This window comes from Labrys sp. ALF-8 (genome assembly GCF_059699065.1).
The window spans coordinates 1,408,720-1,432,002 of record NZ_AP048537.1 but is presented as its reverse complement, the minus strand read 5'-3'; the positions used below and the strand labels follow the sequence as shown (position 1 = coordinate 1,432,002).

Below are 23,283 nucleotides of genomic sequence, written 5' to 3'. Positions count from 1 at the left end.
TTTAACCATGTTTAGTAAGGGTTGGCTCAAACCAACCCTTCGTTCGTCTTTTTGCCACGTTTCGCCAGCAAAAGGCCTTTCATAGGGCCGAGGCAGACGGATAAAACTGAGGGGTCGAACGGTGCATCAACGGTGCTTTAACCAATCTCGGCAAGACTCCATCAATCTGGACCAGGTGTCGGCCATTCCATCCTTGGATAGTCTTTCCATCCCGGTCCGCCAGTCTTTCCGCCGAGAGCCGTAATCGTGCAGAATCCACTCAGCCTTTTGCCCCGGATTAGTGTCAAGCGTACCGGACGCATTCTGGCCACAGCCCTCGCATCAGCCATGGTGATGACGGTTCTGGTCCGGCCGACGGAAGATGCCGTCGCCAACGGTGACACCCGTTCGCTCAGCATGCGCCATCTCCACACCGGAGAGACCATCAACATCGTCTACAAGCGCAACGGTTCCTACGATCAGGCCGCGCTTAAGCAGATCAACTGGTTCCTGCGCGACTGGCGCAAGAACGAGGCCGTGCGCATGGATCCGCGCGTGCTCGACACGCTGTGGCTGGTCTATCGCCAGGTTGGTGCTTCCCAGCCGATCAACATCGTCTGCGGCTATCGTTCGCCCGGCACCAACAACATGCTGCGCCGCCGCTCCCGTGGTGTCGCCAAGTTCAGCCAGCATACGCTCGGCAAGGCCATCGACTACTTCATTCCCGGCGTGTCGCTCTCCAAGCTGCGTGTGGCCGGCCTGCGCCTCCAGCGCGGCGGCGTCGGCTTCTATCCGACGTCCGGTTCGCCCTTCGTGCACATGGATGCCGGTGGCGTGCGCATGTGGCCGCGCATGAGCCGCAGTGAACTCGCTTCGGTCTTCCCCGATGGCAAGACCGTGCTGATTCCCTCCGACGGCCGTCCGATGGCTGGCTACGACGTTGCTCTCAACGAGATCCGCCGCAATGGCGGTGCCGTTGGCGGCGGCGCGGGCGAGGATGATGCCGGCGACAGCAGCGCCTCCAGCGGCGGCGGCTTCTTCGCCGCCCTGTTCGGCGTGCGCTCCAGCAATACCACGACCTCCGCGCCTCCGCCCTCTGCACCGGTGCCCGTGGCCGTGGCGCAGGCCGATACGCGCAGCAGCCGGAACCGTACCCTTGCGGTGCCGCCGCCGGCACCGTTGCCGCAGATGGCCATGGCCGAGGCGGATGTCACGCCGCCGCGGCTGGCACCGGTACCTCTGCCGTCGCGTCGTCCTTCGGATATCGATGCTCAGCAGGCAGAGCCGCAGACGCCGGATGCGGCCCAGCCGCAGTTGGCTTCGGCTGATGCCGGTCCGCGCATGGTCTGGCAGGCCGGTCCGAACGGTGCGCCCGCTCAGATGGCTTCCAACATCCCGCTGCCGCCGATCCGTCCGGACAGCGAGCCTGTCCAGCCTGTTCCTCAGCAGGTCGCGGCACTCGATCCTCCGGCCACCCAGCCGGCTGTCGATGCTCGTACCCAGACAAAACCGGTGGTCGATCCCAAGCCGCCGATCTTCGCCGACCTGTCCCAGAACAGCGAAGGCTTCATGAAGCGTAATGCCAATCGGCAGTCCCAACGGGCACTCGGCTTTGCCGACCTGACGCCGGTAACGAATACCTCGCGTCCGTCGCGCCCAGCCTTGATTGCAACGCGCTTCGAGAAGCAGAACTTCGTTTCGCTCTCGGCGCCGGTAGCAGCCGCCCGCAACAAGCAGCAGGCACAGCTCGTCAAGCCCGATCTCGGGCAGACGGCCTCGCTGATCACGCCGCCCTCCAAGACGGTGGTGATCCGCTTCGGCGTCAGCGCCTATCAGGATTTGCGGGCCGATAAGTTCACCGGCGCGGCGGTCAAGCCTTTGCGGACGGCAAGCTTCGCGCCGATGCCGGATATCTTCACCGGCTCGATCGCTTCGAATTGAGGTGGGGGAGCGGACGTCCTCGCCCGCTCTTCAAGCAGCCTCTCAAAGAAAAAAGGCGGAGTGCCTGCCACGGGCACTCCGCTTTTTGTTCCTGACCCTTCGTTTCAGGAGCGGAGGAGGATGCCCGTGCCGCAGCCTACCATCTCACGGCTTCTCCTGGTGCACCGGCCTCGATCGCGAGGGCATGCACGCCCTTCTCGAAGGCAGGCTTCAAGGCCGCGTTGATGAGGCGATGGCGATCCACGCGGCTGCGGCCTGCAAAGGCGCTGGATATGATCCGGACCCTGAAATGGCTCTCACCCCCACCACTGTGGCCGGCATGGCCGGCATGGGCGGCGGATTCATCCAGCACCGACAGCCGTTCCGGTGCGAAGGCGTCGCGCAGCGTGGTCTCGATCAAGGCATGGATGGAAGACATAGCCAAAAGTCCCGTCGTTCGGCCGGACGACACGTCCCAGCCGCAATTCTCCGCAATAGAGCATCGTATCGAAAAAGAAAGAGCGCGTTGCGGCAACAAGAAGGTGCGAGATGAACGCATGCCAGCCCGCAAGCCGCAGGCAATTGACAGGCCTGTACCTGCATTGCTACGCGGCGCAGTCTTCATGAGAAAAAACCCTTGCCAACTGACCTGACCGTTGCCGCACCGCGCCGCTCCTCACGCCGGATCTTCCTGCCCACCATGGTGCTGGGCGTTCTTGCCCTCGCCTGGTCCGGATTCTGGTGGTACGCCACCAGCCGGGTCGATACCGAGATGGATCGCTTCATTGCCAAGCAGGCGGAACTGGGCCGGCAGATCAACTGCCAGCAACGCAGCGTCGGCGGCTATCCCTTCCGCATCGAGGTTCATTGCGCCAGCCCCAGTGTCGAGGGTACGCGGGCCGGCAAGGCGTTCAGCGCCAAACTCGGTGAGATCAACGCGGTGGCGCAGGTCTACCAGCCGAACAAGGTGCTGCTCGAGGCCAAGAGCCCCATGGTGCTGGTCGACAAGGAAGGCGACGGCGTGACCGTGACCTCGAACTGGACCAGCGCCGAAGCGAGCGCAGCGATCTGGACGTCCGGGCCGCAGAATGCGGACATCGTCGTCAAGGGACTGACCACCGTTGTCGATCGCGGCGGCAACGCCGAGACCCTGTTCGACAACGCCAATGTCGAGGCGCATGTGCGCGTGGCCGAAGGGGCCAATGCCGCGCCCGGCGCCTACGATCTCGCGGCCGATGTGGACGCCAAGGCTCTCGCCCCGGTCGACATGTTCCTTGGCGCGACCTCTCCGCTGAGCGCGACCTTCCGAGGCACCATCACCAAGATCGATCTCTCTCCCATGCCGATGGAGGATCGCCTGCGCGACTGGGCCGACAATGGCGGCACCTTGACCATCACGCAGGCGCAGCTCAACCGCGGTCCCAGCAGCGTCAAGGCCAACGGCACGGTGGGGCTGGAGAGCAGCGGCCATCCCTCCGGAGACCTCGTGGTTGCCCTGTCGGGGGTGCCTGAACTCGCGGATACGCTCAAGCAGTCCGGCCATGTCCCTGCCAGCCTGACCAGTCTCCTCGGCGTGGGTCTTACCATGCTCGGAAAGCCGACCAACATCGACGGCAAGGCTGCGGTGGAGGTGCCGGTGAGGGTCGCCAACGGCAAGGTGAACATCGGCGCCTTCCCGGCAGGCAAGGTACCAAGGCTGTTTTGAGGTATTCGATCCTCCGGCATTGCCCTCGGAGGCAGCTTCCGTAGGATGACAGGATCCAGAGCGCGGGCGTCGATCCAGAATCGATTCCCGCGGCTCTTCAGGTCCTGCGGAGGGTTCATGTTCCGATTGCTTGCCGCTTTCATCGGCCTTTTCCTGGCTTGCTCGCCGGCCTTCGCCAAGGATGCAGGAGCCGAACGCGGCCTCGATGCCATACTTGCCGCCGGCGTGCTCAAGGTTGGCTCCACGGGTGACTACCGGCCCTTCACTTTCAAGGACCCGGCCAGCGGCGCCTTTTCCGGCTTCGATATCGATCTTGCGCAGAACCTCGCGGATGCGCTCGGGGTCAAGCTCGAAATCGTGCCGACAAGCTGGCCAACACTGGCTGCGGACTTCGAGGCAGGAAAGTTCGATGTCGCCATGGGCGGCGTGTCGGTGACGCTCGACCGCCAGAAGAGGGGCTTGTTCTCCATTCCCTATATGCGGGAGGGCAAGACGCCGATCGCCCGCTGTGGCGACAAGGGAAAGTTCGACACCCTCGCAGGGATCGATAAGCCCGATGTGACGGTGATCGCCAATCCCGGCGGCACGAACGAGAAGTTCGACCGGGCTCATCTGAAGCAGGCCCGGATCGTGGTCTTTCCCGACAACACCAAAATCTTTGACGAGGTTGCCGCCGGGCATGCCGACCTGATGATCACGGATGCCTCCGAGACCCGCTTCCAGGAAAAGCTGCACCGCGGCGTGCTGTGCGCGGTCCACCCCGACAAGCCGTTCGATTTCGCCGAGAAGGCCTACTGGCTGCAAAGCGACATCGGCCTCAAGGGGTTCGTGGACCAGTGGCTGCACCAGTCGATCGAAACGGGTGCCTATCAGAAGGTCTACGACAAGTGGTTTGAGTGAGAGCACCGCCCGGGGTCAACTCAGTTCGAAGCTGCCTCTGCCGGATAGAGCTGCAGAAAGGCGCTGGCCGCGTCGTGGGCGCGCCGTCGGGCTTCTTCCTTGCCCAGCTGATCGACGAGGCGAAGCAGCAGGTTCACCAGCAGGTCTCCCCAGAGCAGCCCCAGGAATTGCTCCGTCATGGCCGCCGGGGATCCCTCGATCAGGCCTGATGCCTGTGCCTTGGCGAGCATCACCGCCAGTTCGTTCCGGGCCGCTGCCCGCCCCATGACATCGAGCGTTCGGGCGACTTCCGGTGCCCTTTCGGCCTCGGCGATCGCCAGACGGAAGACGGCGACTACGGTGGGCTCGCTCACCTCGCAGAGCAGCCGCTCCCCGAATGCCGTCAGGAAGTCGACAAGGCCCTCGCGATCGCGGGGCGGGGGCGTGTCGACTGGCGAACGCATCCGGCCGGCTCTCTCGGCAATGCAGGCAGCCAGCATGTCCTGCTTGTTGCCGACCAGCGCGTAGAGCTCCCGCTTGGAGACCCTGGCCCGGGTTGCGATCTCCAGCATGGTCGCCTGCGCATACCCTTCCGCGATGAAGGCCGAGAATGCCGCATCGAGGATGCGCTCGCGCGCGGGCGTTGCCTGGCTTGCTGTCATCGCCTGGGTGGGAACGGAGCGTCTCGGCACAATGCCTCCTTGACATTGGTACCATAGGGTACCATATCTTCTATCATAGGTACCAATTGGTACCGACGCGGTAGCGTCCTGTAAAGGCCGGGTGCAGCAGCCGTGCACGGAGGTTCGCATGTATTTCGACATCGTCTTCGCTGCCGTAAACGCAGCGGCCAGTGCGATCGTTATCGCAACCCTTTCCTTCGTCCTGGCACAGACGCCGCGCGGGCGGCTGATCGCCGCTGCGGCGCTCGCGGCCTGGTTCGTCTTCGTTCTGTACCTGGGCGCCACCGGCTCCCTGGCTGTGGCTGGAGACGGGGTGGCAGGCCTCGGCGCTGCTGTGCTGATTCCGGCCGTGTCGTTGTCCTGGCTGCTGTTGAGGGCCGGGCGGACGGCTCCGCTTGCCCGGCCCCCGGTCGCCCTGCTGGTCGCCGGCCATGCCATCCGCGTTCTGGGCGTCGCCTTCGTCCTGCTTTACGCCGCCCACAGGCTGCCTGCTCCCTTCGCGCCATCAGCGGGATGGGGAGACATCGCCATCGGCATCACGGCCTTGCCGGTGGCCTGGCTTGCGCATAATTCCCGCGGGACCGCCATTATCCACGGCTGGAACCTGCTTGGCGGCCTCGACCTCGTCAGCGCAATTGCCCTGGGCGCCACTTCCTCGCCCGGCCCGGCCCGCCTGTTCCTGGACCCGCCCGGTAGCGGGATCATGACGATGGTGCCGTGGATTCTCATCCCGGCCTTCCTCGTGCCCTGTCTCTTCGCTTTGCATGTGGCCATCTTCGACCGGCTGCGTCGCGTCGATGTGGTGGGCGGCCCGCAGCCGATAGCGGCCCGTTAGCGGGTGATGCTCCTGCCCGAGGGCGTCGGGGCGGGAATTTGGGACAGGCAACGACCCCGGGTCCGAGAGGGCCGAGGGTATCTTGAAGTCAGGCTTTGTCCTTCTCTGCCGAGGCCCCCTGCTGCTTCACCTCGTATTTCAGAAGGATGGGCACCTGCGTGATGGTGAAGATCAGGGTGATCGGCATGGTGCCGAACAGCTTGAAGCCGCCCCAGAATTCGCTGGAGAAGTTGCGCCACACCACTTCATTCAGCACCGCCAGGAAGAGGAAGAACAGCCCCCAGTTCAGGGTGAGCTTACGCCAGCCCTCGGGCTGCAGGTCGAAGGCGGCGTCGAGCACGTAACGGATGAGGGGGCGGCCCATCGCCAGGCCGCCCAGCAAGATCGCGCCGAACAGGGTGTTGACGATGGTCGGCTTCATCTTGATGAACATGTCGTTCTGCAGCCATAGCGTCAGGGCGCCGAAGACGATGACGAAGATGCCGGAAACCAGCGGCATGATGGGGATGCGGCGCGTCAGGATGAGACCGGCCACGAGCGCCACGATCGTGGCGGGAATGAAGACGGCGGTGGCCGTGAAGACATTGCCGTTCGGCCCCTCGAACAGGGCCGGGGCCATGAAACGCTCCACCAGCGGATTGAAAAGCGCAGGCTTCACATTGGCGACGAAGAACAGGGCCAGTGGACCCATCTCCAGCACCAGCTTGAGAATGGGATTGACCTTTTCACGCACGGGCGCTTCGGTTTCCAACAACATGGCTCACTCCAGCCCGGCGATGGCGCGGGAGAAGTCCCGGGCGGAAAAGGGTTCGAGGTCGTCGATGCCTTCGCCGACACCGATATAGTGCACGGGCAGGCCAAACTTGGCGGCCAGAGCCACTAGGATGCCTCCGCGGGCCGTGCCGTCCAGCTTGGTCATGACGAGGCCGGTGACACCGGCGGTCTTGCCGAAGATCTCCGCCTGGGAGATGGCATTCTGGCCCACCGTGGCGTCGAGGACCAGAAGGACGGCGTGCGGGGCGGTTTCGTCGATCTTGCGGATCACGCGCACGACCTTGGCGAGTTCCTCCATCAGCTGCGTCTTGTTCTGCAAGCGGCCGGCGGTATCGATCAGGAGCACGTCGGAGCCATTTTCCTGCGCCGCCTTGAGGGCATCGAAGGCGAGGCCGGCGGAATCCGCTCCCTGCTCGCGCGCCACGATGGGCGAACGGGTGCGGTCGGCCCAGACCTTGAGCTGCTCGATGGCGGCGGCGCGGAACGTATCGCCGGCCGCGAGCGTCACCTTGAGGCCGTCGGCGGAGAACTTGGCGGCGAGCTTGCCGATGGTGGTGGTCTTGCCTGAACCGTTGACGCCGACCATCAGCAGCACGAAAGGTTTCTTCGAGCGGTCGAGCACCAGCGGCCTGGCGACGGGGGTCAGGATAGCCTCCACCTCGCTCGCCAGCACCTGATGCACTTCCTCGGGGCTGATCTGGCGGTCGAAGCGGCCCTTGCCGATGGCGGCGGCAATGCGGGTGGAGACGTCGACGCCGAGATCGGCCTGGATCAGCACGTCCTCCAGCTCCTCGATGGTGGTGGCATCGAGCTTGCGCTTCATCACGATGTCGGTGATGCCGCGGCTTATGGCGGTAGAGGAACGCGACAGGCCGTCCCTGAGGCGCTTCCACCAGGACTTCTTCTCCGCGGGGGCCGGGAGGGGGGCGGCCGCCTCCGGAGCAGGGGGCGCCATCGGCGCCGGCGTCGCGAGGGGGGACGGGGGCGGTTCCTGTGGAGGCGGCACGGCATCGACAGGCTGCTCGGGAATGATCAGTTCGGCAGCGGCGAGGGGCGCCGGCTCTATAAGCGCCTCGAGAGGATGCTCTACCTCGGGCTGCTTCGGTTCAGGCTGCGGCGCGTCGCTCGTCTCCGGCTCGACCGGCTCCGGGGTCGCCGATCCTCGCCCGAACAGGCGGGAGAAGAAACCGGGCTTCTGCTTTTCGCTTTCAGTCATCGAAACTCTTGTCGTCTTTCGTGCACTGCCCAAAGGCAAGGACCACGAAGAAATAGTCATCCATTGCAGGAAGCTCTAGCGCGTTTCGTTCTCAGACGGAAACATCCAGCATCGCAAAACGCGCCCGCGTTCGACGAGCCTCGCTGGAAAAACGTTTCAGCTTGAACGCATTTTGCTCTAGCTCATTCAGGCCAATCGGGATAGCGCTAAGCGATGATTTCGCTCGATTTGACCGCCCGGCTGCTGCATCGCGACGCCCTCATTCTCATCCTCGACAAGCCTGCCGGCCTGCCCGTGCATGCCGGGCCAAAGGGCGGGCCGAACCTGTCGGCAATGCTCGGCCAGCTGAGCTTCGGTCTGCCCAAGCCACCGGAACTCGCCCATCGTCTCGACAAGGACACATCGGGCTGCCTGGTGCTCGGCCGCCATGCCCGGCCTCTACGCACCCTCAACGAGCTGTTCGCCGATGGCGGCATCAGCAAGACCTATTGGGCGGTGGTCGAAGGCGGTCCCATCGAGGATGCGGGGCTGATCGACATGCCCATCGCCCGCCGTTCGCCGGAGCGCGGCTGGTGGATGAAGCCGACCGATGACGGCCTGCCGGCTCAGACCGATTTCCGCGTGCTTGGCCGTGCCGAAGGGCTCACCTGGCTGGAGCTGAAACCGCGCACCGGCCGCACGCATCAGCTGCGTGTCCATTGTGCCGCCTCGGGTTTTCCGATCGTGGGCGACACCATCTATGGTACGGCGCCGCGTATGGGAGGGCCGGTGCTGCATCTGCATGCGCGGTCGGTAACCGTGCCGATCCTGCCGAAGAAGCCGCCCGTCGTCGCTGAGGCACCTCCACCGGATCATATGGAGGAGCGGCTGCGCCGGCTCGGCTATGAGGGGGCCATCAGCCCGACACCGGCGGAATTGTTGCGTCCGCCCGAACCACCGGTCGTGCGCCGGGGCTTGAAAACGCGACCCTGATTGGCTTCGCTCGTCTCGACCACCGCTCGAGCGGATGGTGAGGAGCGGCCCGGGGCTGGCTCTCTTCCAGCGAGACGACGCTTCCTTGGTCTTCGGCGAAGCATTTCCTACAGGGACAGGTCTGGGTTCTCGCCCGGCTCGGGAGAGGGGAGAATGCCCGATTCGCGCAGAATCCATTCCCGGAACAGCTTGATGCGCGGCACGTTTCGGCGAGCCTCGGGATAGACCAGGAAGAACCCGAAATCGCTGCTGGCCACCAGATCGAAGGGCTGCACCAGCCGGCCTTCCGCCAAGTCGGTGATGTAGAGCGCCCGCGAGAGGATCGCAACGCCCTGGCCTGCCAGGGCAGCCGAGGCGACCAGGGCCTGCATGCCCAGGCTGCCATGGCGCACCGGCTTCTCATAGGTGATGCCGGCAGCCGCGAACCATTCCTGCCACCAGGGATCGTCGGAATCGAGCAGCGTCAAACGCAATAGATCGGCTGGCTCGCGCAAATTCAGGCTGGCGGCCAGCCGGGGACTCAGCACCGGCGTGAAGTCGCCCGGCATCAGGAGATGCGAACTGACCTCCGGCCATTGGCCGTTGCCGGAGCGAATGCCGACATCGGCCTCCTCACGCGTGAAGTCGACCATGCGGTTGCTGGCGTCCATGCGTACGGCGATGGCGGGATGGGCGATCTGGAAGGTGCCGATATGGCGCGCAAGCCACATGGTGGCGAAGGTCACCGAAGCCGAGATGGTGAGCGTGCCGTGCTCTTCGCCGCGCGCGTCGGCATAGGCCTCGCTGATCATGGCGAAGGCCTCCGTTACCGCGGGAGCGAGCCGCCGCCCGGCTTCGCTGAGCTCCACCTGGCGCGGCCGGCGCAGGAAGAGCGGACCGCCGAAGCGCTCTTCCAGCACGCGGATCTGATAGCTGACGGCCGCCTGCGTCATGCCGATCTCTTCTGCCGCTCTGGTGAAGCTCAAATGCCGCGCCACTGCCTCGAAGGCGCGCAAGGCGGTCAGGGGCGGGAGCGCATGTGCCATGATGCATAAGGTCTCTTTATGGGTAGCGACGCAGCTTCGATTGGCCGGAAGATGCCTAGCGTGGGATCATGCGGCAAATCTGCTGGTTATTCCAGCAACAGGGAAAGTTGCCATGACGACCACGCTCTTCAATAGGATAAAGTGGCCTTATCTGACAAGCGGCTTGCCGAGCTTGTCGGGTAGGCGCCGGAAGCTTGTCCCAGGGTCGCTGCCGCCGAACATCAGCGACCATCTTCTGCGCGATATCGGCTTGATCGAAGGGCCGGAGGCAAGGAGATATGGGACGGAGATGCCTTTGTCGGCGCGCGATTTGATCGACCGCTATCGGTAATGCGCGTGAACCTCTTCCTGGGACCGCCGGCATCCTGCCGGTTCCTGGAAACCGAGCGTTGGTCGAAAAAGGGGGCCGGCAGGATGCCGGCGGTCCCAGGGAAGGCTATTCGGCGGCCGGCCTCACGCCGTAGCGCCGGTCGATATAGTCGATCACTATCTGCTTGAATTCTTCGGCGATGCCGGCACCGCGCAGGGTGGCGGCCTTCTGGCCGTCGATGAAAACCGGAGCGGTGGGCGTCTCGCCCGTGCCCGGCAGCGAGATGCCGATGTCGGCGTGCTTGCTCTCGCCCGGCCCGTTCACGATGCATCCCATCACCGCGACCTTCAGCGTCTCCACCCCCGGATAGCGCGATTTCCATTCCGGCATGGAATCCACGATGAAGCCCTGGATGGATTGGGCGAGTTCCTGGAACACGGTGGAGGTGGTGCGTCCGCAACCGGGGCAGGCGGCCACCAGCGGCACGAAGGTGCGGATGCCCATCACCTGCAGGATCTCCTGCGAGACCTTGACCTCTTGGGTGCGGTCGCCGCCCGGCTCCGGCGTGAGCGAGACTCGGATGGTGTCGCCGATGCCGGCCTGCAGCAGCGGAGAAAGGGCGGCGGCCGAGGCGACGATGCCCTTCGAGCCCATGCCCGCCTCGGTGAGGCCGAGATGGAGGGCATAGTCGGAACGGCTTGCCATCTCGTTGTAGACCGCGATCAGGTCCTGCACGGCAGAAACCTTCGCGGAGATGATGATCTTCGATTTCGGTAGGCCCATTTCCACCGCGCGGTCGGCCGACAGCAGGGCCGATTGCACCAAAGCCTCCCAGGTGACCGTGCGTGCATCGACGGGCGCCGCGCTCCTGGCGTTCTGGTCCATCAGGTGGGTGAGCAGTTCCTGGTCTAGCGAGCCCCAATTGGCGCCGATGCGCACCGGCTTGCCGTGACGAATGGCGGTTTCGATGATGGCCCCGAACTGCCGATCCCTCTTGTCCTTGAAGCCAACATTACCGGGATTGATGCGATATTTGTCGAGCGCCTCGGCGCAGGCGGGATGATCGGCCAGGAGCTTGTGGCCGATATAATGGAAGTCGCCGATCAGCGGCGTGGTGATGCCGACGCGCAGCAGCCTTTCCTTGATGCGCGGCACGGCCGCCGCGGCTTCATCGCGATCCACGGTGATGCGCACCAATTCGGATCCGGCCCGCGCAAGGGCCGCGACCTGGCGCACCGTGCCGTCGACATCGGCGGTGTCGGTATTGGTCATCGACTGCACGACGATGGGCGCGCCGCCGCCGACGGTGACGCCACCGACATCGACGGGAACGGTGGTGCGGCGGGGTTTCAGGCCGAAGCGCTCATAGGAAGGGATCATCGGGCACCGGAGAATTGTTTGCGGATGACATGGACCTTCGGGCTGGGGAGGTCAAGACGCGCTTCCTGGAACCGCCGGCAGCCATCCGATCCTTTCCTGCGCATGGAGCGGCGTTTCGGGGGGGCACGCCGAAGATTGGCGCGCCAGTCGGCCTCTAGTCTGAATCTCCGTGACATCCTAAGCTCATCGCCCGCCGATAACATGGCCTGATGGAAGTGATGTGAAGAGATTTCGATGATCAGCGCCCTGAGTTCGGCCTCCATCCTCAAATGGTCAGCATCCAGGCGATCGGAGCTGACGCTCGCCATCCGCATCACGGTAGCGGCGGGGCTCGCCTTCGCGGCGGTGAAGCTGGTGGGGCTCAGCCAGAGCAGCTGGGCCGTCATCACCTCCGTGATCATCATGCAGACCAGTCTCGGCGGATCGGTGAAGGCGGCCATGGACCGCATGGCTGGCACGCTTGTCGGGGCCGTATGGGGCGCGCTGGTCTCCATCGTCATATCGCACCATTCCAATATCGAGACGGGAGGGGCGGTGCTCATTGCCGTGGGACCGACGGCGCTGTGCGCCGCCCTGCGGCCGAGCTTTCGCGTAGCGCCGATCACCGCGCTAATCGTGCTCATCCCCTCGGGCTCGACGCTCACGCCCTACGCCTTCGCCCTGGAGCGCGTGGCTGAAATCGCGATCGGCATCCTCGTTGGGGTTGCTGTGGCGCTGGTGGTCCTGCCCGCGCGCGCTCACGGCGTCCTGGCGATAGCGGCCGCGAAGGTGACCGACCTCAATGCCGATCTGCTCGTGGCCCTGGTGGCCGGCCTCACGGAGGGGCAGGGCAGGCCGGACGTGGCGGCCATCCAGGCCCGCATCCGGGCAGCATTGCGCCAGGTCGATTCGGCCGTTGACGAGGCGGCGCGCGAGCGCAAGGCCCACCTCACGAATGTGCACGACGTGGAGCCCGTGGCACGCACGCTGTACCGTGTGCGGCATGACCTCGTCATCATCGCGCGCGTATGCGTGCGCGCTCTGCCGGACAGCCTGGCGCCGACGCTGCGGGACCCCTTGCTGGGCCTGCGCGATGCCACCGTGGCCCTGCTGCGATCCATCGCGGATGCTTTCCGCCGCGGCTATGTCGCTCCTGACCTGGCCGGATTTGAAGCAAGCCTCGCCGCCTATGTCGGCGCGATGGACCGGCTGAGGGCCGAGGGGGGCACCCGTGCGCTCGAGAGTGACGAAGTGGGCCGCATCTATGCCCTGCGCTTCGGTTTCGAGCAGCTCGGCAAGGATCTCGGTGAACTGGCGGAGAGGGCGGGAGAGTTGGCCGAGGAGGAGTAGCGGGCGTCTGGGCCACCTACTGCCCGCGCTGTCCCGTTCACCCCCGGCAGTGGCTGCAGATGCCGGCGATCTCGATCACCTGGGCGCGAGGCTGGAAGTCGATGGCGCCCGCTGCCTTGGCCAGGGCCTGGCCCACAATGTCCGATTCAGCCTCGCCTACCATTCCGCAGCTCTCGCAGATCAGGAACATGACCACACCGCTGCCGGAATGGTCGTGTGCGCAGGCGATGAAGGCATTGCGGCTCTCGATGCGGTGGGCGAAGCCCTGCTCGAGCAGGAAGTCGAGCGCGCGATAGACCGTGATCGGCGCCGGGCGCTTGCCTCCGCCGTCTTCCAGCTTCTCGATCAGCTCATAGGCACCGATGGGATGGTGATCGGCGGCCAACGCCTCCAGCACCTGGCGACGGATCGCGGTCAGGCGGACGCCGCGCTCGGCGCTCAGCGTCTCCGCCCGCGCGAGAATCCCTTCGGCGCAGTGGGAATGGTCGTGATCTGGCGCAACGAAAACCGGGGCATGATCGGGATGATCATGCCCGTGATGTTTGCGGTCGTGGGAGTGGCTGTGTGCCATGACGATTATGTAGCAAGGGCGAGGCGATTTTGCCACCCGCCAAGGGAAATGGGCGCCCTGGGATCACGGGCATCCCGGCCTGCGATCCCGGACTATGGCCTCACCGTGCCCTGGCCCCGCACCTTGTACTTGAACGAGCAGAGCTGCTCCGCCCCCACCGGCCCGCGCGCATGCATCCTGCCCGTCGCGATGCCGATCTCGCCTCCGAAGCCGAATTCTCCGCCGTCGGCGAACTGGGTGGAGGCATTGTGGAGGACGATGGCCGAGTCGACCTCGTTGAGGAAGCGGGCGGCCGCCTCGTCATCGTCCGTGACGATGGCATCGGTGTGGTGAGAGCCGTAGCGGTCGATATGAGCAAGCGCGGCATCGAGGCCGGGCACCACCTTCACGGAGATGATGGCGTCGAGGTATTCGGTGGCCCAGTCGGTGTCGTCCGCCGGCTTCACATGGGGATCGACGGCGAGCGTGCGGGAATCGCCGCGTACCTCGCAACCGGCGTCGAGCAGCGCCTTGACGAGCGGCTTCAGAAAAGCCGGCGCCACCGCCTGGTCGACGAGCAGCGTCTCCGCCGCTCCGCATACGCCAGTGCGGCGAAGCTTGGCGTTGAGCACGAGCGGGATCGCCATGTCGAGCGACGCGCGCTCGTGCACGTAGACGTGATTGATGCCTTCCAGATGGGCGAAGACCGGCACGCGCGCCTCGGCCTGCACCCGCGCCACGAGGTTCTTGCCGCCGCGCGGCACCAGCACGTCGATATTGCCGTCGAGGCCTGCCAGCATGGCGCCGACCGCACTGCGATCGGCGGTGGGCACCATCTGGATCGAAGCCTCGGGCAGGCCCGCTGCCGTGAGACCGGCACGCAGGGCCTTGGCGATCTCGGTGCAGGTGCGGAAGCTCTCCGACCCGCCACGCAGGATGGCCGCGTTGCCAGCTTTCAGGCAGAGCGCCGCAGCGTCCGCCAACACATTCGGACGGCTTTCGAAGATCACGCCCACCACGCCGAGCGGCGTGGAGACACGCTCGAATTCGAGGCCGTTGGGACGCTTCCAGCTCGCCAGCACGCGACCCACCGGATCGGGCTGCTCGGCGACCTCGCGAATCGCCTGGGCGATTCCGGCCACGCGCTTTTCGTTCAAGGTCAGGCGGTCGACGAAGGAGGCGAGCTGGTTGCGGGCGACGGAATCGGCAACATCGAGAGCATTGGCGGCGAGGATCGCCGCCTCGCTGGCCTCGATAGCCCTGGCCATGGCTTCCAGGGCGGCGTTCTTTTGTGGAGCCGGGGCGAGCGCCAGGGTGCGCGCGGCACTACGCGCGGCCGTTCCCAGTTTGCGCATGACGGCAATCACGTTGCCGTCGTCAATTCCCCGGTTCGCGTCGGGCATGATCCACCCTCGGTTGGAAAAGTAAGGCTGAGTTGGTTAGGCCGGATCGGAGGCGGTTGCAAGGCTTCCCGGGAACGGTGTGCCGACCTCCAGGTCGGCACTCTTCCTCAGACGTTGCGTTTCCAAGAGCGGGCAAGATGTCCGCGTTCCCAGGAAACGCTCCGGCGTCAGTGTCCGCCACCCCCGCCGCCGCCCATCACCTGCGGGCGCTTGACGAAGAAGATGGCGCCGCTCAGGGCCACGAACAGGATGGTCATCATCAGGAACACGTCGGAGAAGGCGAGCACGAAGGCTTCGCGGCGCATCATGCCGACGAGGTTGGAGATGGTCATCTGGTCTGCCGCCGAGCCGAAGGCGGAGAAGCCGGCCTTCATGTTCTCATAGGTCTCCATTACGCTGTCGCGGGCCCAGTTCACCTGCTCGCCGAGGCGGGCGAGGTGCAGGTCCTCGCGCTTGTTGAGCAGCGTGTTGATCACGGCCAGGCCCACCGCGCCGCCGAGATTTCTCATCAGGTTGAACAGGCCCGAGGCGTTCTTGATGCGCTGGGGCGCCAGCGTGCCCAGGGCGATGTTGGAGATCGGCACCATGCACATCATCAGCGAGACGCCGCGCAGGATCTGCGGAATCAGGATCTCGTAGAAATCCCAGTCATGCGTGACATAGGTCATGATCCAGGTGTTGAGGCCGAAGCCGAGCAGGCCCGCCACGATCATGTAGCGCACGTCTATCTTGGCCATCAGCCGGCCGGCGACGGGGGCGGTGAAGAACATGCATAGACCGGTGACGAACATCGTCTCGCCGATCTGCTTGGAATCATAGCCGCGGATCACGCTGAGATAGACCGGGAATAGGTAGGTCAGGCCATAGAGCCCGATGCCGAGCACGAAGGAGAAGGCCGACCCCGCGGCGAAGTTCGAGTCCTTGAAGGCGTAGAGGTCGACGATCGGTGCCTTGGCGGTCAGCACGCGGATGAAGAACACAACCGCGCCCGCCGCCGAGAGAATCGACATCACCAGCACGGAAGTCCGGTCGAACCAGTCATGGTTAGGGCCTTCTTCCAGCGCATATTCCATGGCACCGAGGAAGAGAGCCATCGAGAGCAGGCCCGTCCAGTCGAAATTGTCCAGCAGGGAGAGGTCGGGCTTGTCGAAATCGACCAGGATGAAGGTGATGATCGAGACGATGACGCCCGGCACCACGTTGATGAAGAACAGCCAGTGCCAGGACATCGCATCCGTCAGGATGCCGCCGACCGTCGGGCCGATGGTGGGGGCGAGCGTGGCGACCAGGCCGATCATCGGCGAGACGATCGGTTGCTTGGAGCGCGGAAACACCGTGAAGGCGGCCGCGAACACGGTGGGAATCATGCCGCCGCCGATGAAGCCCTGCAGCGCCCGGTAGACGATCATCTGGTTGATGTTGGTCGCCGTGCCGCACAGAAAGCTCATCAGTGTGAAGCCGGCGCATGAGATCGCGAAGGTCCAGCGTGTCGAGAAGGCGCGCGATAGAAAGCCCGACAACGGGATCATCACAACTTCGGCGATCAGATAGGCGGTCTGCACCCAGGGAATATCGTCGCTCGAGGCGCCGAGGCCAGCCTGGATCTGCGGCAAGGAGGCCGAGACGACCTGGATGTCCAGGATCGCCATGAACATGCCGAACACCATCGCGAGGAAAGCGACGAGCTTGCGTCCGTCGATCTTGTCGGAGGCGGGCAGGGGCATGGCGGCGGTTGTTGCTGTCGCGGTGGCCATGGCGGCCTCCTCCTGGGAGCGCGGAGCTCAAGACGGCATGCCTTCATGCCGCCATCTCCGCCTCTTGGAAACGTCTCGCTTGTTGGAAATGGAAGGGCGGGCGAGACGCCCGCGCTTCCCGGCTTATCCCTTCGGCCCGGTACGGCTATCGACGTTCACCACCACGCTCAGGCCCGGCAGCAGCTTGCCGCTGAGGGCGATGTCGGCGGGGACCTCGATGCGCACGGGTACGCGCTGCGTGATCTTCGTGAAGTTACCGGTGGCGTTCTCGGGCGGCAGCAGACTGAATACCGACCCCGAGGCCGGCGAGAACTTGCCGACCGTGCCTTCGAAGGTTTCGCCGTCCATCGAGTCCACGGCCACCTCAACCTTCTGGCCGGGGGTCAGCGGCGCAAGCTGCGTTTCCTTGAAGTTGGCGGCGATGTAGATGCTCCTCAGCGGCACCAGGGCGATCAGGCGCGAGCCAGGCGCGACATACTGGCCCGGCTGGGCGGCGCGGTTGCCGACGATCCCGTCCGTCGGCGCCCGCACCACCGTGGCGTCGAGATCGTTCTGGGCCTTGACGACGTCGACGTCGAGTTCCTTGGCGGTCTGCTCGGCTTCGGTCTTCTGGGCCTGGATCACGGCAAGATTGGCGATGGCGGCCGTTACGGCCGACTGGGCGCTCGTGAGGGCGGCCTGGGCATTCGTCACGCCGGCCTTGGCGCTGGCGAGAGACGCGTTGGCGCGATCCCGGTCAGCGACCGCCTGGTCGAGGGTTGCCTTGGAACCGAAGTTCTGAGCGGCCAGCGTGTTGGCGCGATCGAAGGCGGCGTTGGCGCGCACGATCTCCGCATTGGCGGAGTCGACGGTTGCATTGGCCGATTCGATGCCCGCCCTGGCTGAAGCGACACCGGCATTGGCCGTATCGATGGCAGCCTGCTGGGCGGTGATCTGCTGGTTGATCCGATCGACCGTGGCGGTCTGGGTGGAGCGCTTCGCGGTGGCGGAGGCCAGGGCGGTGCGGTAGTCGGTGTCGTCGAGCGTGGCGATCACGTCGCCAGCCTTGACGGCGTCGCCGTTCTGGACAGGCACCGTCTTGATATAGCCCGATACCTTGATGCCGAGGGTGGAGACATCCGCCTGCACATAGGCATCGTCTGTCTCCACCATGAAGCGGCCGTTGGTCCACCACTCATAGCCGTACCAGCCACCTGCGACGAGCGCGATGGCGATCAGGCTCGGGAAGATGAGACGGGCCTTGGAGCGCTTCTTGCCCGGCGTGGCCGGCGCCGTGGGCGTCTGCGTGGTGGGGGCAGGAGACTGCTCGCTCTTCCTGGCTTCGCCAGTCTTGGGTGAAGGCACATCCTGCGGCGCCGGCGCTTCGCCGCGCTGGCGCTCCAATGTAACCACATTGTTGACAGTCGTGTCGCCGCCGTCGGTGTCCGATGCAATCGGGCCGGCACTGTTGTGTTCGCGAGCTGCGTCCATCGTCATCTCCCACTGGGGACGGAGGCCGCATGGGATGGCCCCCTAGTCCGTACCGAACGGTTCGGTCAATCTGATCGAACCGAACGGTTCAGTCATTTGCGCGTTGACTAACACGGCTGGCTGCGATAGGCAATAGAAATCGAACCGAACGGTTCGGTCACAACAGGATGGATTCTGCCATGCTCGCCGAAAGCCCGGTGTCGCCGAAGGTGCCGGCCACGATTTTGCCGATTGTCGACAACGCCAAGAGTCGCCAGATTCTGGATGGCGCCCGGAAGGTCTTCCTGGCACAGGGCTTCGAAGGCGCGAGCATGAACGACATCGCCAGGGAGGCGGGCGTATCCAAGGGCACGCTCTATGTCTATTTCGAGAGCAAGGAGCGGCTCTTCTCGGTGATCATCGATGAAGAGCGCGCCGCCCATGTCGAAGGCATCTTCAATTTCGACTACAGCACTGCGGATGTCGAGGCGGTGCTGCTGCACATCGCCATAGAGATCTCCACCTTCATTACCCAGCCGCGCATCGTCTCGGCCATGCGCGCCGTGGTGGGCATTGCCGAACGCATGCCGGAGCTTGGCGAGCATTTCTACGAGCGGGGGCCCTGCTATTCGCGCAACAAACTGGCCGAGTATCTCGATACCCGCGTGGCCGCAGGCCAGCTCGACGTTCCCGACACCCAGCTTGCCGCCGCCCAGTTCCTGGAGATGTCGCATGCGCCCCTGATCAAGCCGATGCTGTTCAGGGCGACCAAGCAGAGCCCGAGCGCCGAGCGCATCCGGGAGGTCGCGGCCTCGGCGGTGCGGGTGTTCATGTCCGGCTACGGTGTGAAGTAACCGGCAATGGCGCCTGGGCGTTTCATGTGCCAGGTCGCCTGAACCGGCGCGCCGTCCCCGCCGCCGTCCTACCGGATCCTGGCCCTCAGGAAGTTGCCGCTGATGCGCACCCGTGGCCTTGCTCCCGGTGTCGAGGCCATTTCGCTGTCGATCAGCGTTGCATTTCCCGTCACCTGGTAGTCCACCGCCGTCGCCGGCGGAAAGTTCAGCTCGGCATTCAGGGCATTGCCGCTGAGGGCGATGGTCTCGTTGCGCTCCACCCTGTCGTAGTCGAGGCGGGCCTGGACGGCATTGCCCTCGATGTCGACTTCGCCGGCATGTCCCTGGAGGGCGATGTCACCGGCATGGCTCTTCACCTTCAGCGCGGAGAAGTCGCCCTCCAGCCGCGACATCGTCGCCTTCTGGTCGATCGAGATCCTCGCGCCCGGCGGCAGGTTGACGTCGAGTTCGACATTGCAGGCGTCGTCGTCGAACAGCGACCAGTCCTGCGCGCCCGTGTTGACGAGAAGCTCGGAGCCCGACAGCGTCATCGCGCCGGCGAGTTCGCAGCGACTGCCGGACCAGCTCGAATACCAGAAAGAGAACCAGCCCTTGGTTCGCCCGCGCATCACCGCCTTGTAGGGTGCGGTTGCATCCGTGCTGATCTCGATGCGGGCCGCCTCGCCCTCGACGACGACCCCGGTGACGCTGCCGACCTCAAGCTCGCTGCTGCTGGTCCAGGCCCGGCCCGGCAGGGCCCAGCCGGCGGCGATGACAAGCCCGACGGCAATCAACGCTCGTTTCATGTCCACACTCCCATCCTGTTTCGGATTGGCAGCCAGCAACGATGAAAGCTGAATTCGGCGAGACCTCGATCATGATCCGGGTCGATCGCAAACGCGATCCGGGACAGGCCTGTCTGGTCCGACCCAACTCCCGGGACTACACTGCATCATGATCTTCGTCCCACTGCCCTTCGTCTGCGCTCTCCTCTTCCTCATCCTGCTCGCCCGTATGCTGCGCCAGGACGAGCGGGCCTGGCATGACAACCCCTTCTTCCTGCTGCTGGCTCTCTACATGCTGCAATCGATCGTGGTCGGCCTGCATTGGGGGTACGGCCTCAACTTTCTCGTGCCGTTGCAGAGCCTGCTTGCCGCGCTCGCCGCGCCGCTCGCCTGGCTGTGTTTCGACGGCCTTGCGAGCGAAGAGCCCGCCTTGCGCTGGCGAGCGGCATGGCCGCATCTCATGCCCGCCGCCCTGGTGGCGATGCTTCTGCTCCTGTGGCCGGCGCCGATCGACCTCGTGCTCCTCCTCACCTTCCTGGGTTATGGTAGCGCCCTGGCGTGGCTGGCTCATGGCGGACCCGACCGCCTCGTCGCGGCGCGGCTCGACAGCATCCTGCGTTCCTACCGGTCCCTGCAGGTCGTCGCCTTCGCCACTCTCCTTTCGGTGGTGACAGATGTGTCCATCAGCCTGGACATGGCCTTGTTCGGCGGCGCGCATGCCGGCACGGTGGTGGCCGGCGCCAATGTCGTCGCTCTCCTGATCCTCGGCACAGCCGCTTCCGTGGCGGGTTCGGCAGCGGTGAGCGAGCGGGAGGACCGGGCGGAAGACACCGAGGCGGTCCCTGCTCCCGCCCGGGAGACGAGCGCGGAGGACCGGGCGGTCGCAGCGGCGCTCGATGCGCTGATGGCGGACAGGAAGATCTACCGCGACACCGATCTCAATCTCGGGCGGCTTGCCCGCAAGCTCGGCCAGCCGGCGCGGCGCGTCTCGTCGGCCGTGAATCGCATCCACGGCATGAGCGTGTCCCATTACGTCAACGGGCATCGCATCGAGGAGGCCTGCCGGCTGCTCGCCGCCACGGATGCCAGCGTCATCAGCGTGATGATGGATGCCGGCTTCCTCAGCAAGTCCAACTTCAATCGGGAATTCCTGCGGGTCACCGGCATGTCGCCGGTCGACTGGCGCAGGGCCAACCGCCGGCCGGCGACTGAAGGCGCCCAAAGCAAAAGGCCCCGCTTACGCGAGGCCTTCGACGCAACCCGAACGCAGACAACTCAGTAGCAGACCTTCACGCGCTCCCAGTGCCAGCCATAATAGTCGGCGACGCGGCGCTTCTTGATGTAGCAACGGCGATAGTAGACCGGGCTGTAGTCGTCGTAATAATAGCGGTTGCTGTAGGCCGACCCAGCGAGAAGGCCACCGAGGAGGCCGATGCCGGCACCGGCGGCGAAGGCGCCGTTGCGGCCATAGCGGGCCTCGGCAGTGCCGGTTGTCGCGACAGCGGCACCGGCCAGCGTGGCGGTAACCAGTACACCGGTCAGGATCTTCTTGAACATCGTCGTTTCTTCCATCTTTATCTTGCGCGGGCTTGCGCTTGATCGATGAGAAGACGATGCCCGAGACGGGAAATTGCTTCCGTGCGATTCAACACGAGGTTGCAAATGCGGTCTTTGATGTCCTGTTACGTGCTGAAGGCCGTCCTTGCGCATCATGTCCGGCGGCATGGCTCACCCGCGCGGATCGCGCCAAAAGAAAACGCCGCCCCGGGAGGGCGGCGTCGGAAGGTCCTGATCCCTGATGGGCTCAGTAGTTCGCATCGGGCATCGAGGCCTTCTTGCGTTCGATGAAGTCCCGCAGCGCTTCGTCGATGCCGGGATCGATGGCAGGGGCCTCGTAGTCGGCCAGCGTCTTCTTCCAGATCTTGTTGGCGCGCTGGGCGGCGTCGAGCTTGCCCTCGGCCTCCCATTGTTCGACCGAATTGTTGTCCGAAATGTTGGAACGGTAGAAGGCGGTCTCGAAATTGGCCTGGGTGTGGGCGCAGCCGAGGAAGTGGCCGCCCGGCTCGACCTGACGGAATGCGTCCATCGCCTGGCCGTTCTCGGACATGTCGACGCCCTTCGCCAGCACATGCATGGCGCCGAGCTGGTCGAAATCCATCACGAACTTCTCATAGGAAGCCGAGAGGCCGCCTTCCAGCCAGCCGGCCGAATGGAGCATGAAGTTCACGCCGCCGAACATGGCCGGCAGCAGTGTATTGGCGCTCTCATAGGCAGCCTGGGCATCCGGGATCTTCGATGCGCACAGCGAGCCGCCTGAACGGAAGGGCAGCTTCATGCGGCGCGCGAGCTGGCCTGCGCCGTAGATGGCGAGCGCCGCTTCCGGCGTGCCGAAGGTCGGCGCGCCCGACTGCATGGACAGGGTCGAGACGAAGGTGCCGAAGATCGCCGGTGCGCCGGGGCGCACGAGCTGGAGGAACGAAACGCCCGCCAGCACCTCGGCCAGCACCTGCGTGAGCGTGCCCGCCACCGTCACCGGGCTCATGGCGCCCGAGAGGATGAAGGGCGTGATGATGCAGGCCTGGTTGTTCTGCGCATAGACATCGGCCGCGCCGAGCATGGTGTTGTCCCACACCATCGGCGAGTTGGCGTTGATCAGGCTGGTGCAGACGGTGTTCTGCTGGATGAACTCCTCGCCGAACAGGATCTTGGCCATGTCGACCGTGTCCTGCGCGCGCTCCGGCGCCGTGACGGAGCCCATGAACGGCTTATCGGAGAGGCGCATATGCGCATAGGTCATTTCGAGATGGCGCTTGTTCACCGGCAGGTCCACCGGCTCGCACACGGTGCCGCCCGAATGGTGAACATAGGGATTGGCATAGGCCAACTTCACGAAATTGCGGAAGTCCTCGATGGTGCCGTAGCGGCGGCCCTTGTCGAGGTCATGCACGAAGGGCGAGCCGTAATTGGGGGCGAAGACCGTATTGTTGCCGCCGATGACGACGTTGCGCTCGGAATTGCGGGCGTGCTGGGTATATTGCTGCGGTGCGGTCTGGATCAGCTTGCGGGCAAGGCCGCGGGGGAAGCGCACGCGCTCGCCCTTGATGTCGCAGCCGGCGGCCTTGAGGAGTTCGAGGGCGCGCGGATATTCGCGGAACTCGATGCCGACCTCTTCGAGCAGGGTCTCGGCATTGTGCTCGATGATCTGCATCGCCTCCTCGGAGAGAACCTCCGTGAGGGGGATGTTGCGGGTGATGTAGGGCACCGATACGCCGCTGCGCTGCACGCGCGCGGCCCGGCGGGCGTCACGCCCACGGCGGCCGGCAGGAGCTTCGGTGGGCGTTGTGGTCTCGATGGCCTCGGTCATGGCGCTCTCCCGGAATTGATTGCCTTGTCATAGGGGAGACCGCGCGCGGTTCGCCGCCCAAGCGCGCCGCCGAATTGCCGGAAAGCGACGCAGGTGGCGGAGCGAGGATAGAGCCTCTCCGCATCGAGGCGGACGACG

22 protein-coding genes are annotated in these 23,283 nt (G+C 65.0%); 9 read left to right on the top strand and 13 right to left on the bottom strand.

What is annotated here, in order from left to right; genetic code table 11:
* Positions 1 to 327: 327 nt before the first annotated feature.
* Entirely contained in the window at positions 328 to 1,920 is a 1,593-nt protein-coding gene (locus AC6H34_RS06525) for a peptidoglycan L,D-endopeptidase MepK (RefSeq protein WP_497538267.1), read from the top strand.
* A 136-nt stretch (positions 1,921 to 2,056) separates the two neighbouring features.
* Here the strand turns inward: AC6H34_RS06525 and AC6H34_RS06520 are convergent, their stop codons facing one another.
* Positions 2,057 to 2,338 carry a BolA family protein gene (locus tag AC6H34_RS06520; RefSeq protein ID WP_448150781.1) on the bottom strand — a complete coding sequence of 94 codons (282 nt, stop codon included), beginning with the start codon at positions 2,336 to 2,338 and terminating at the stop codon, positions 2,057 to 2,059.
* 198 nt (positions 2,339 to 2,536) lie between these two features.
* Here AC6H34_RS06520 and AC6H34_RS06515 point away from each other — a divergent pair, with 198 nt between their 5' ends.
* Complete coding sequence (locus AC6H34_RS06515; protein ID WP_497538266.1) at positions 2,537 to 3,604, top strand: DUF2125 domain-containing protein; 1,068 nt, start codon at positions 2,537 to 2,539, stop codon at positions 3,602 to 3,604.
* Between the two features lie 117 nt (positions 3,605 to 3,721).
* Positions 3,722 to 4,504, top strand: a complete 783-nt coding sequence (locus AC6H34_RS06510; protein ID WP_448150783.1) for a transporter substrate-binding domain-containing protein — start codon at positions 3,722 to 3,724, stop codon at positions 4,502 to 4,504.
* 20 nt (positions 4,505 to 4,524) lie between these two features.
* On the opposite strand, the gene AC6H34_RS06505 is transcribed toward AC6H34_RS06510, so the two are convergent.
* A complete protein-coding gene (locus tag AC6H34_RS06505) occupies positions 4,525 to 5,175 on the bottom strand; it encodes a TetR/AcrR family transcriptional regulator (protein WP_497538265.1) in 651 nt (216 codons plus the stop codon).
* 118 nt (positions 5,176 to 5,293) lie between these two features.
* On the opposite strand from AC6H34_RS06505, the gene AC6H34_RS06500 reads away from it, so the two are divergent.
* Positions 5,294 to 6,001, top strand: a complete 708-nt coding sequence (locus AC6H34_RS06500) for a DUF8737 domain-containing protein (RefSeq protein WP_448150785.1) — start codon at positions 5,294 to 5,296, stop codon at positions 5,999 to 6,001.
* Between the two features lie 88 nt (positions 6,002 to 6,089).
* Here AC6H34_RS06500 and AC6H34_RS06495 read toward each other — a convergent pair whose 3' ends face one another.
* A complete protein-coding gene (locus tag AC6H34_RS06495; protein WP_448150786.1) occupies positions 6,090 to 6,758 on the bottom strand; it encodes a septation protein A in 669 nt (222 codons plus the stop codon).
* 3 nt (positions 6,759 to 6,761) lie between these two features.
* Positions 6,762 to 7,991, bottom strand: coding sequence for a signal recognition particle-docking protein FtsY (gene ftsY / locus AC6H34_RS06490; protein ID WP_497538264.1), 1,230 nt, complete (start codon positions 7,989 to 7,991; stop codon positions 6,762 to 6,764).
* 213 nt (positions 7,992 to 8,204) lie between these two features.
* On the opposite strand from ftsY, the gene AC6H34_RS06485 reads away from it, so the two are divergent.
* On the top strand, positions 8,205 to 8,963 hold the full coding sequence (locus AC6H34_RS06485) for an RluA family pseudouridine synthase (protein ID WP_497538263.1): 759 nt from the start codon (positions 8,205 to 8,207) through the stop codon (positions 8,961 to 8,963).
* A gap of 107 nt (positions 8,964 to 9,070) precedes the next feature.
* Here the strand turns inward: AC6H34_RS06485 and gcvA are convergent, their stop codons facing one another.
* Complete coding sequence (gcvA, locus tag AC6H34_RS06480) at positions 9,071 to 9,988, bottom strand: transcriptional regulator GcvA (RefSeq protein WP_497538262.1); 918 nt, start codon at positions 9,986 to 9,988, stop codon at positions 9,071 to 9,073.
* A 112-nt stretch (positions 9,989 to 10,100) separates the two neighbouring features.
* On the opposite strand from gcvA, the gene AC6H34_RS06475 reads away from it, so the two are divergent.
* The gene (locus AC6H34_RS06475; RefSeq protein WP_497538261.1) at positions 10,101 to 10,319 is read left to right on the top strand and encodes a hypothetical protein; all 219 of its coding nucleotides are present in this window, start codon (positions 10,101 to 10,103) and stop codon (positions 10,317 to 10,319) included.
* A 105-nt stretch (positions 10,320 to 10,424) separates the two neighbouring features.
* Here the strand turns inward: AC6H34_RS06475 and ispG are convergent, their stop codons facing one another.
* Positions 10,425 to 11,678: a flavodoxin-dependent (E)-4-hydroxy-3-methylbut-2-enyl-diphosphate synthase gene (ispG, locus tag AC6H34_RS06470; protein WP_497538260.1), complete on the bottom strand. Its 1,254-nt coding sequence runs from the start codon at positions 11,676 to 11,678 to the stop codon at positions 10,425 to 10,427.
* A 234-nt stretch (positions 11,679 to 11,912) separates the two neighbouring features.
* On the opposite strand from ispG, the gene AC6H34_RS06465 reads away from it, so the two are divergent.
* Positions 11,913 to 13,007: an FUSC family protein gene (locus AC6H34_RS06465; protein ID WP_497538259.1), complete on the top strand. Its 1,095-nt coding sequence runs from the start codon at positions 11,913 to 11,915 to the stop codon at positions 13,005 to 13,007.
* A gap of 37 nt (positions 13,008 to 13,044) precedes the next feature.
* Here the strand turns inward: AC6H34_RS06465 and AC6H34_RS06460 are convergent, their stop codons facing one another.
* From AC6H34_RS06460 to AC6H34_RS06445, 4 genes are all read right to left on the bottom strand, one after another.
* Positions 13,045 to 13,578 (bottom strand): transcriptional repressor, encoded by a 534-nt coding sequence (locus AC6H34_RS06460; RefSeq protein ID WP_497538258.1) that lies wholly within the window; start codon positions 13,576 to 13,578, stop codon positions 13,045 to 13,047.
* Between the two features lie 92 nt (positions 13,579 to 13,670).
* Positions 13,671 to 14,960, bottom strand: a complete 1,290-nt coding sequence (locus AC6H34_RS06455; RefSeq protein WP_497538257.1) for a glutamate-5-semialdehyde dehydrogenase — start codon at positions 14,958 to 14,960, stop codon at positions 13,671 to 13,673.
* A 167-nt stretch (positions 14,961 to 15,127) separates the two neighbouring features.
* A complete protein-coding gene (locus AC6H34_RS06450) occupies positions 15,128 to 16,714 on the bottom strand; it encodes a DHA2 family efflux MFS transporter permease subunit (protein WP_448150795.1) in 1,587 nt (528 codons plus the stop codon).
* A 123-nt stretch (positions 16,715 to 16,837) separates the two neighbouring features.
* Positions 16,838 to 18,184 carry an HlyD family secretion protein gene (locus AC6H34_RS06445; protein WP_448150796.1) on the bottom strand — a complete coding sequence of 449 codons (1,347 nt, stop codon included), beginning with the start codon at positions 18,182 to 18,184 and terminating at the stop codon, positions 16,838 to 16,840.
* Between the two features lie 179 nt (positions 18,185 to 18,363).
* On the opposite strand from AC6H34_RS06445, the gene AC6H34_RS06440 reads away from it, so the two are divergent.
* A complete protein-coding gene (locus tag AC6H34_RS06440) occupies positions 18,364 to 19,017 on the top strand; it encodes a TetR/AcrR family transcriptional regulator (RefSeq protein ID WP_448150797.1) in 654 nt (217 codons plus the stop codon).
* 68 nt (positions 19,018 to 19,085) lie between these two features.
* Here the strand turns inward: AC6H34_RS06440 and AC6H34_RS06435 are convergent, their stop codons facing one another.
* Entirely contained in the window at positions 19,086 to 19,802 is a 717-nt protein-coding gene (locus tag AC6H34_RS06435; protein WP_497538256.1) for a hypothetical protein, read from the bottom strand.
* A 148-nt stretch (positions 19,803 to 19,950) separates the two neighbouring features.
* Here AC6H34_RS06435 and AC6H34_RS06430 point away from each other — a divergent pair, with 148 nt between their 5' ends.
* Positions 19,951 to 21,063, top strand: coding sequence for a helix-turn-helix domain-containing protein (locus tag AC6H34_RS06430; RefSeq protein WP_497538255.1), 1,113 nt, complete (start codon positions 19,951 to 19,953; stop codon positions 21,061 to 21,063).
* On the opposite strand, the gene AC6H34_RS06425 is transcribed toward AC6H34_RS06430, so the two are convergent.
* Positions 21,057 to 21,338, bottom strand: a complete 282-nt coding sequence (locus AC6H34_RS06425; protein WP_497538254.1) for a hypothetical protein — start codon at positions 21,336 to 21,338, stop codon at positions 21,057 to 21,059. The genes AC6H34_RS06430 and AC6H34_RS06425 overlap by 7 nt on opposite strands.
* A gap of 247 nt (positions 21,339 to 21,585) precedes the next feature.
* On the bottom strand, positions 21,586 to 23,145 hold the full coding sequence (locus AC6H34_RS06420) for a trimethylamine methyltransferase family protein (protein WP_448150801.1): 1,560 nt from the start codon (positions 23,143 to 23,145) through the stop codon (positions 21,586 to 21,588).
* Positions 23,146 to 23,283 lie beyond the last annotated feature (138 nt).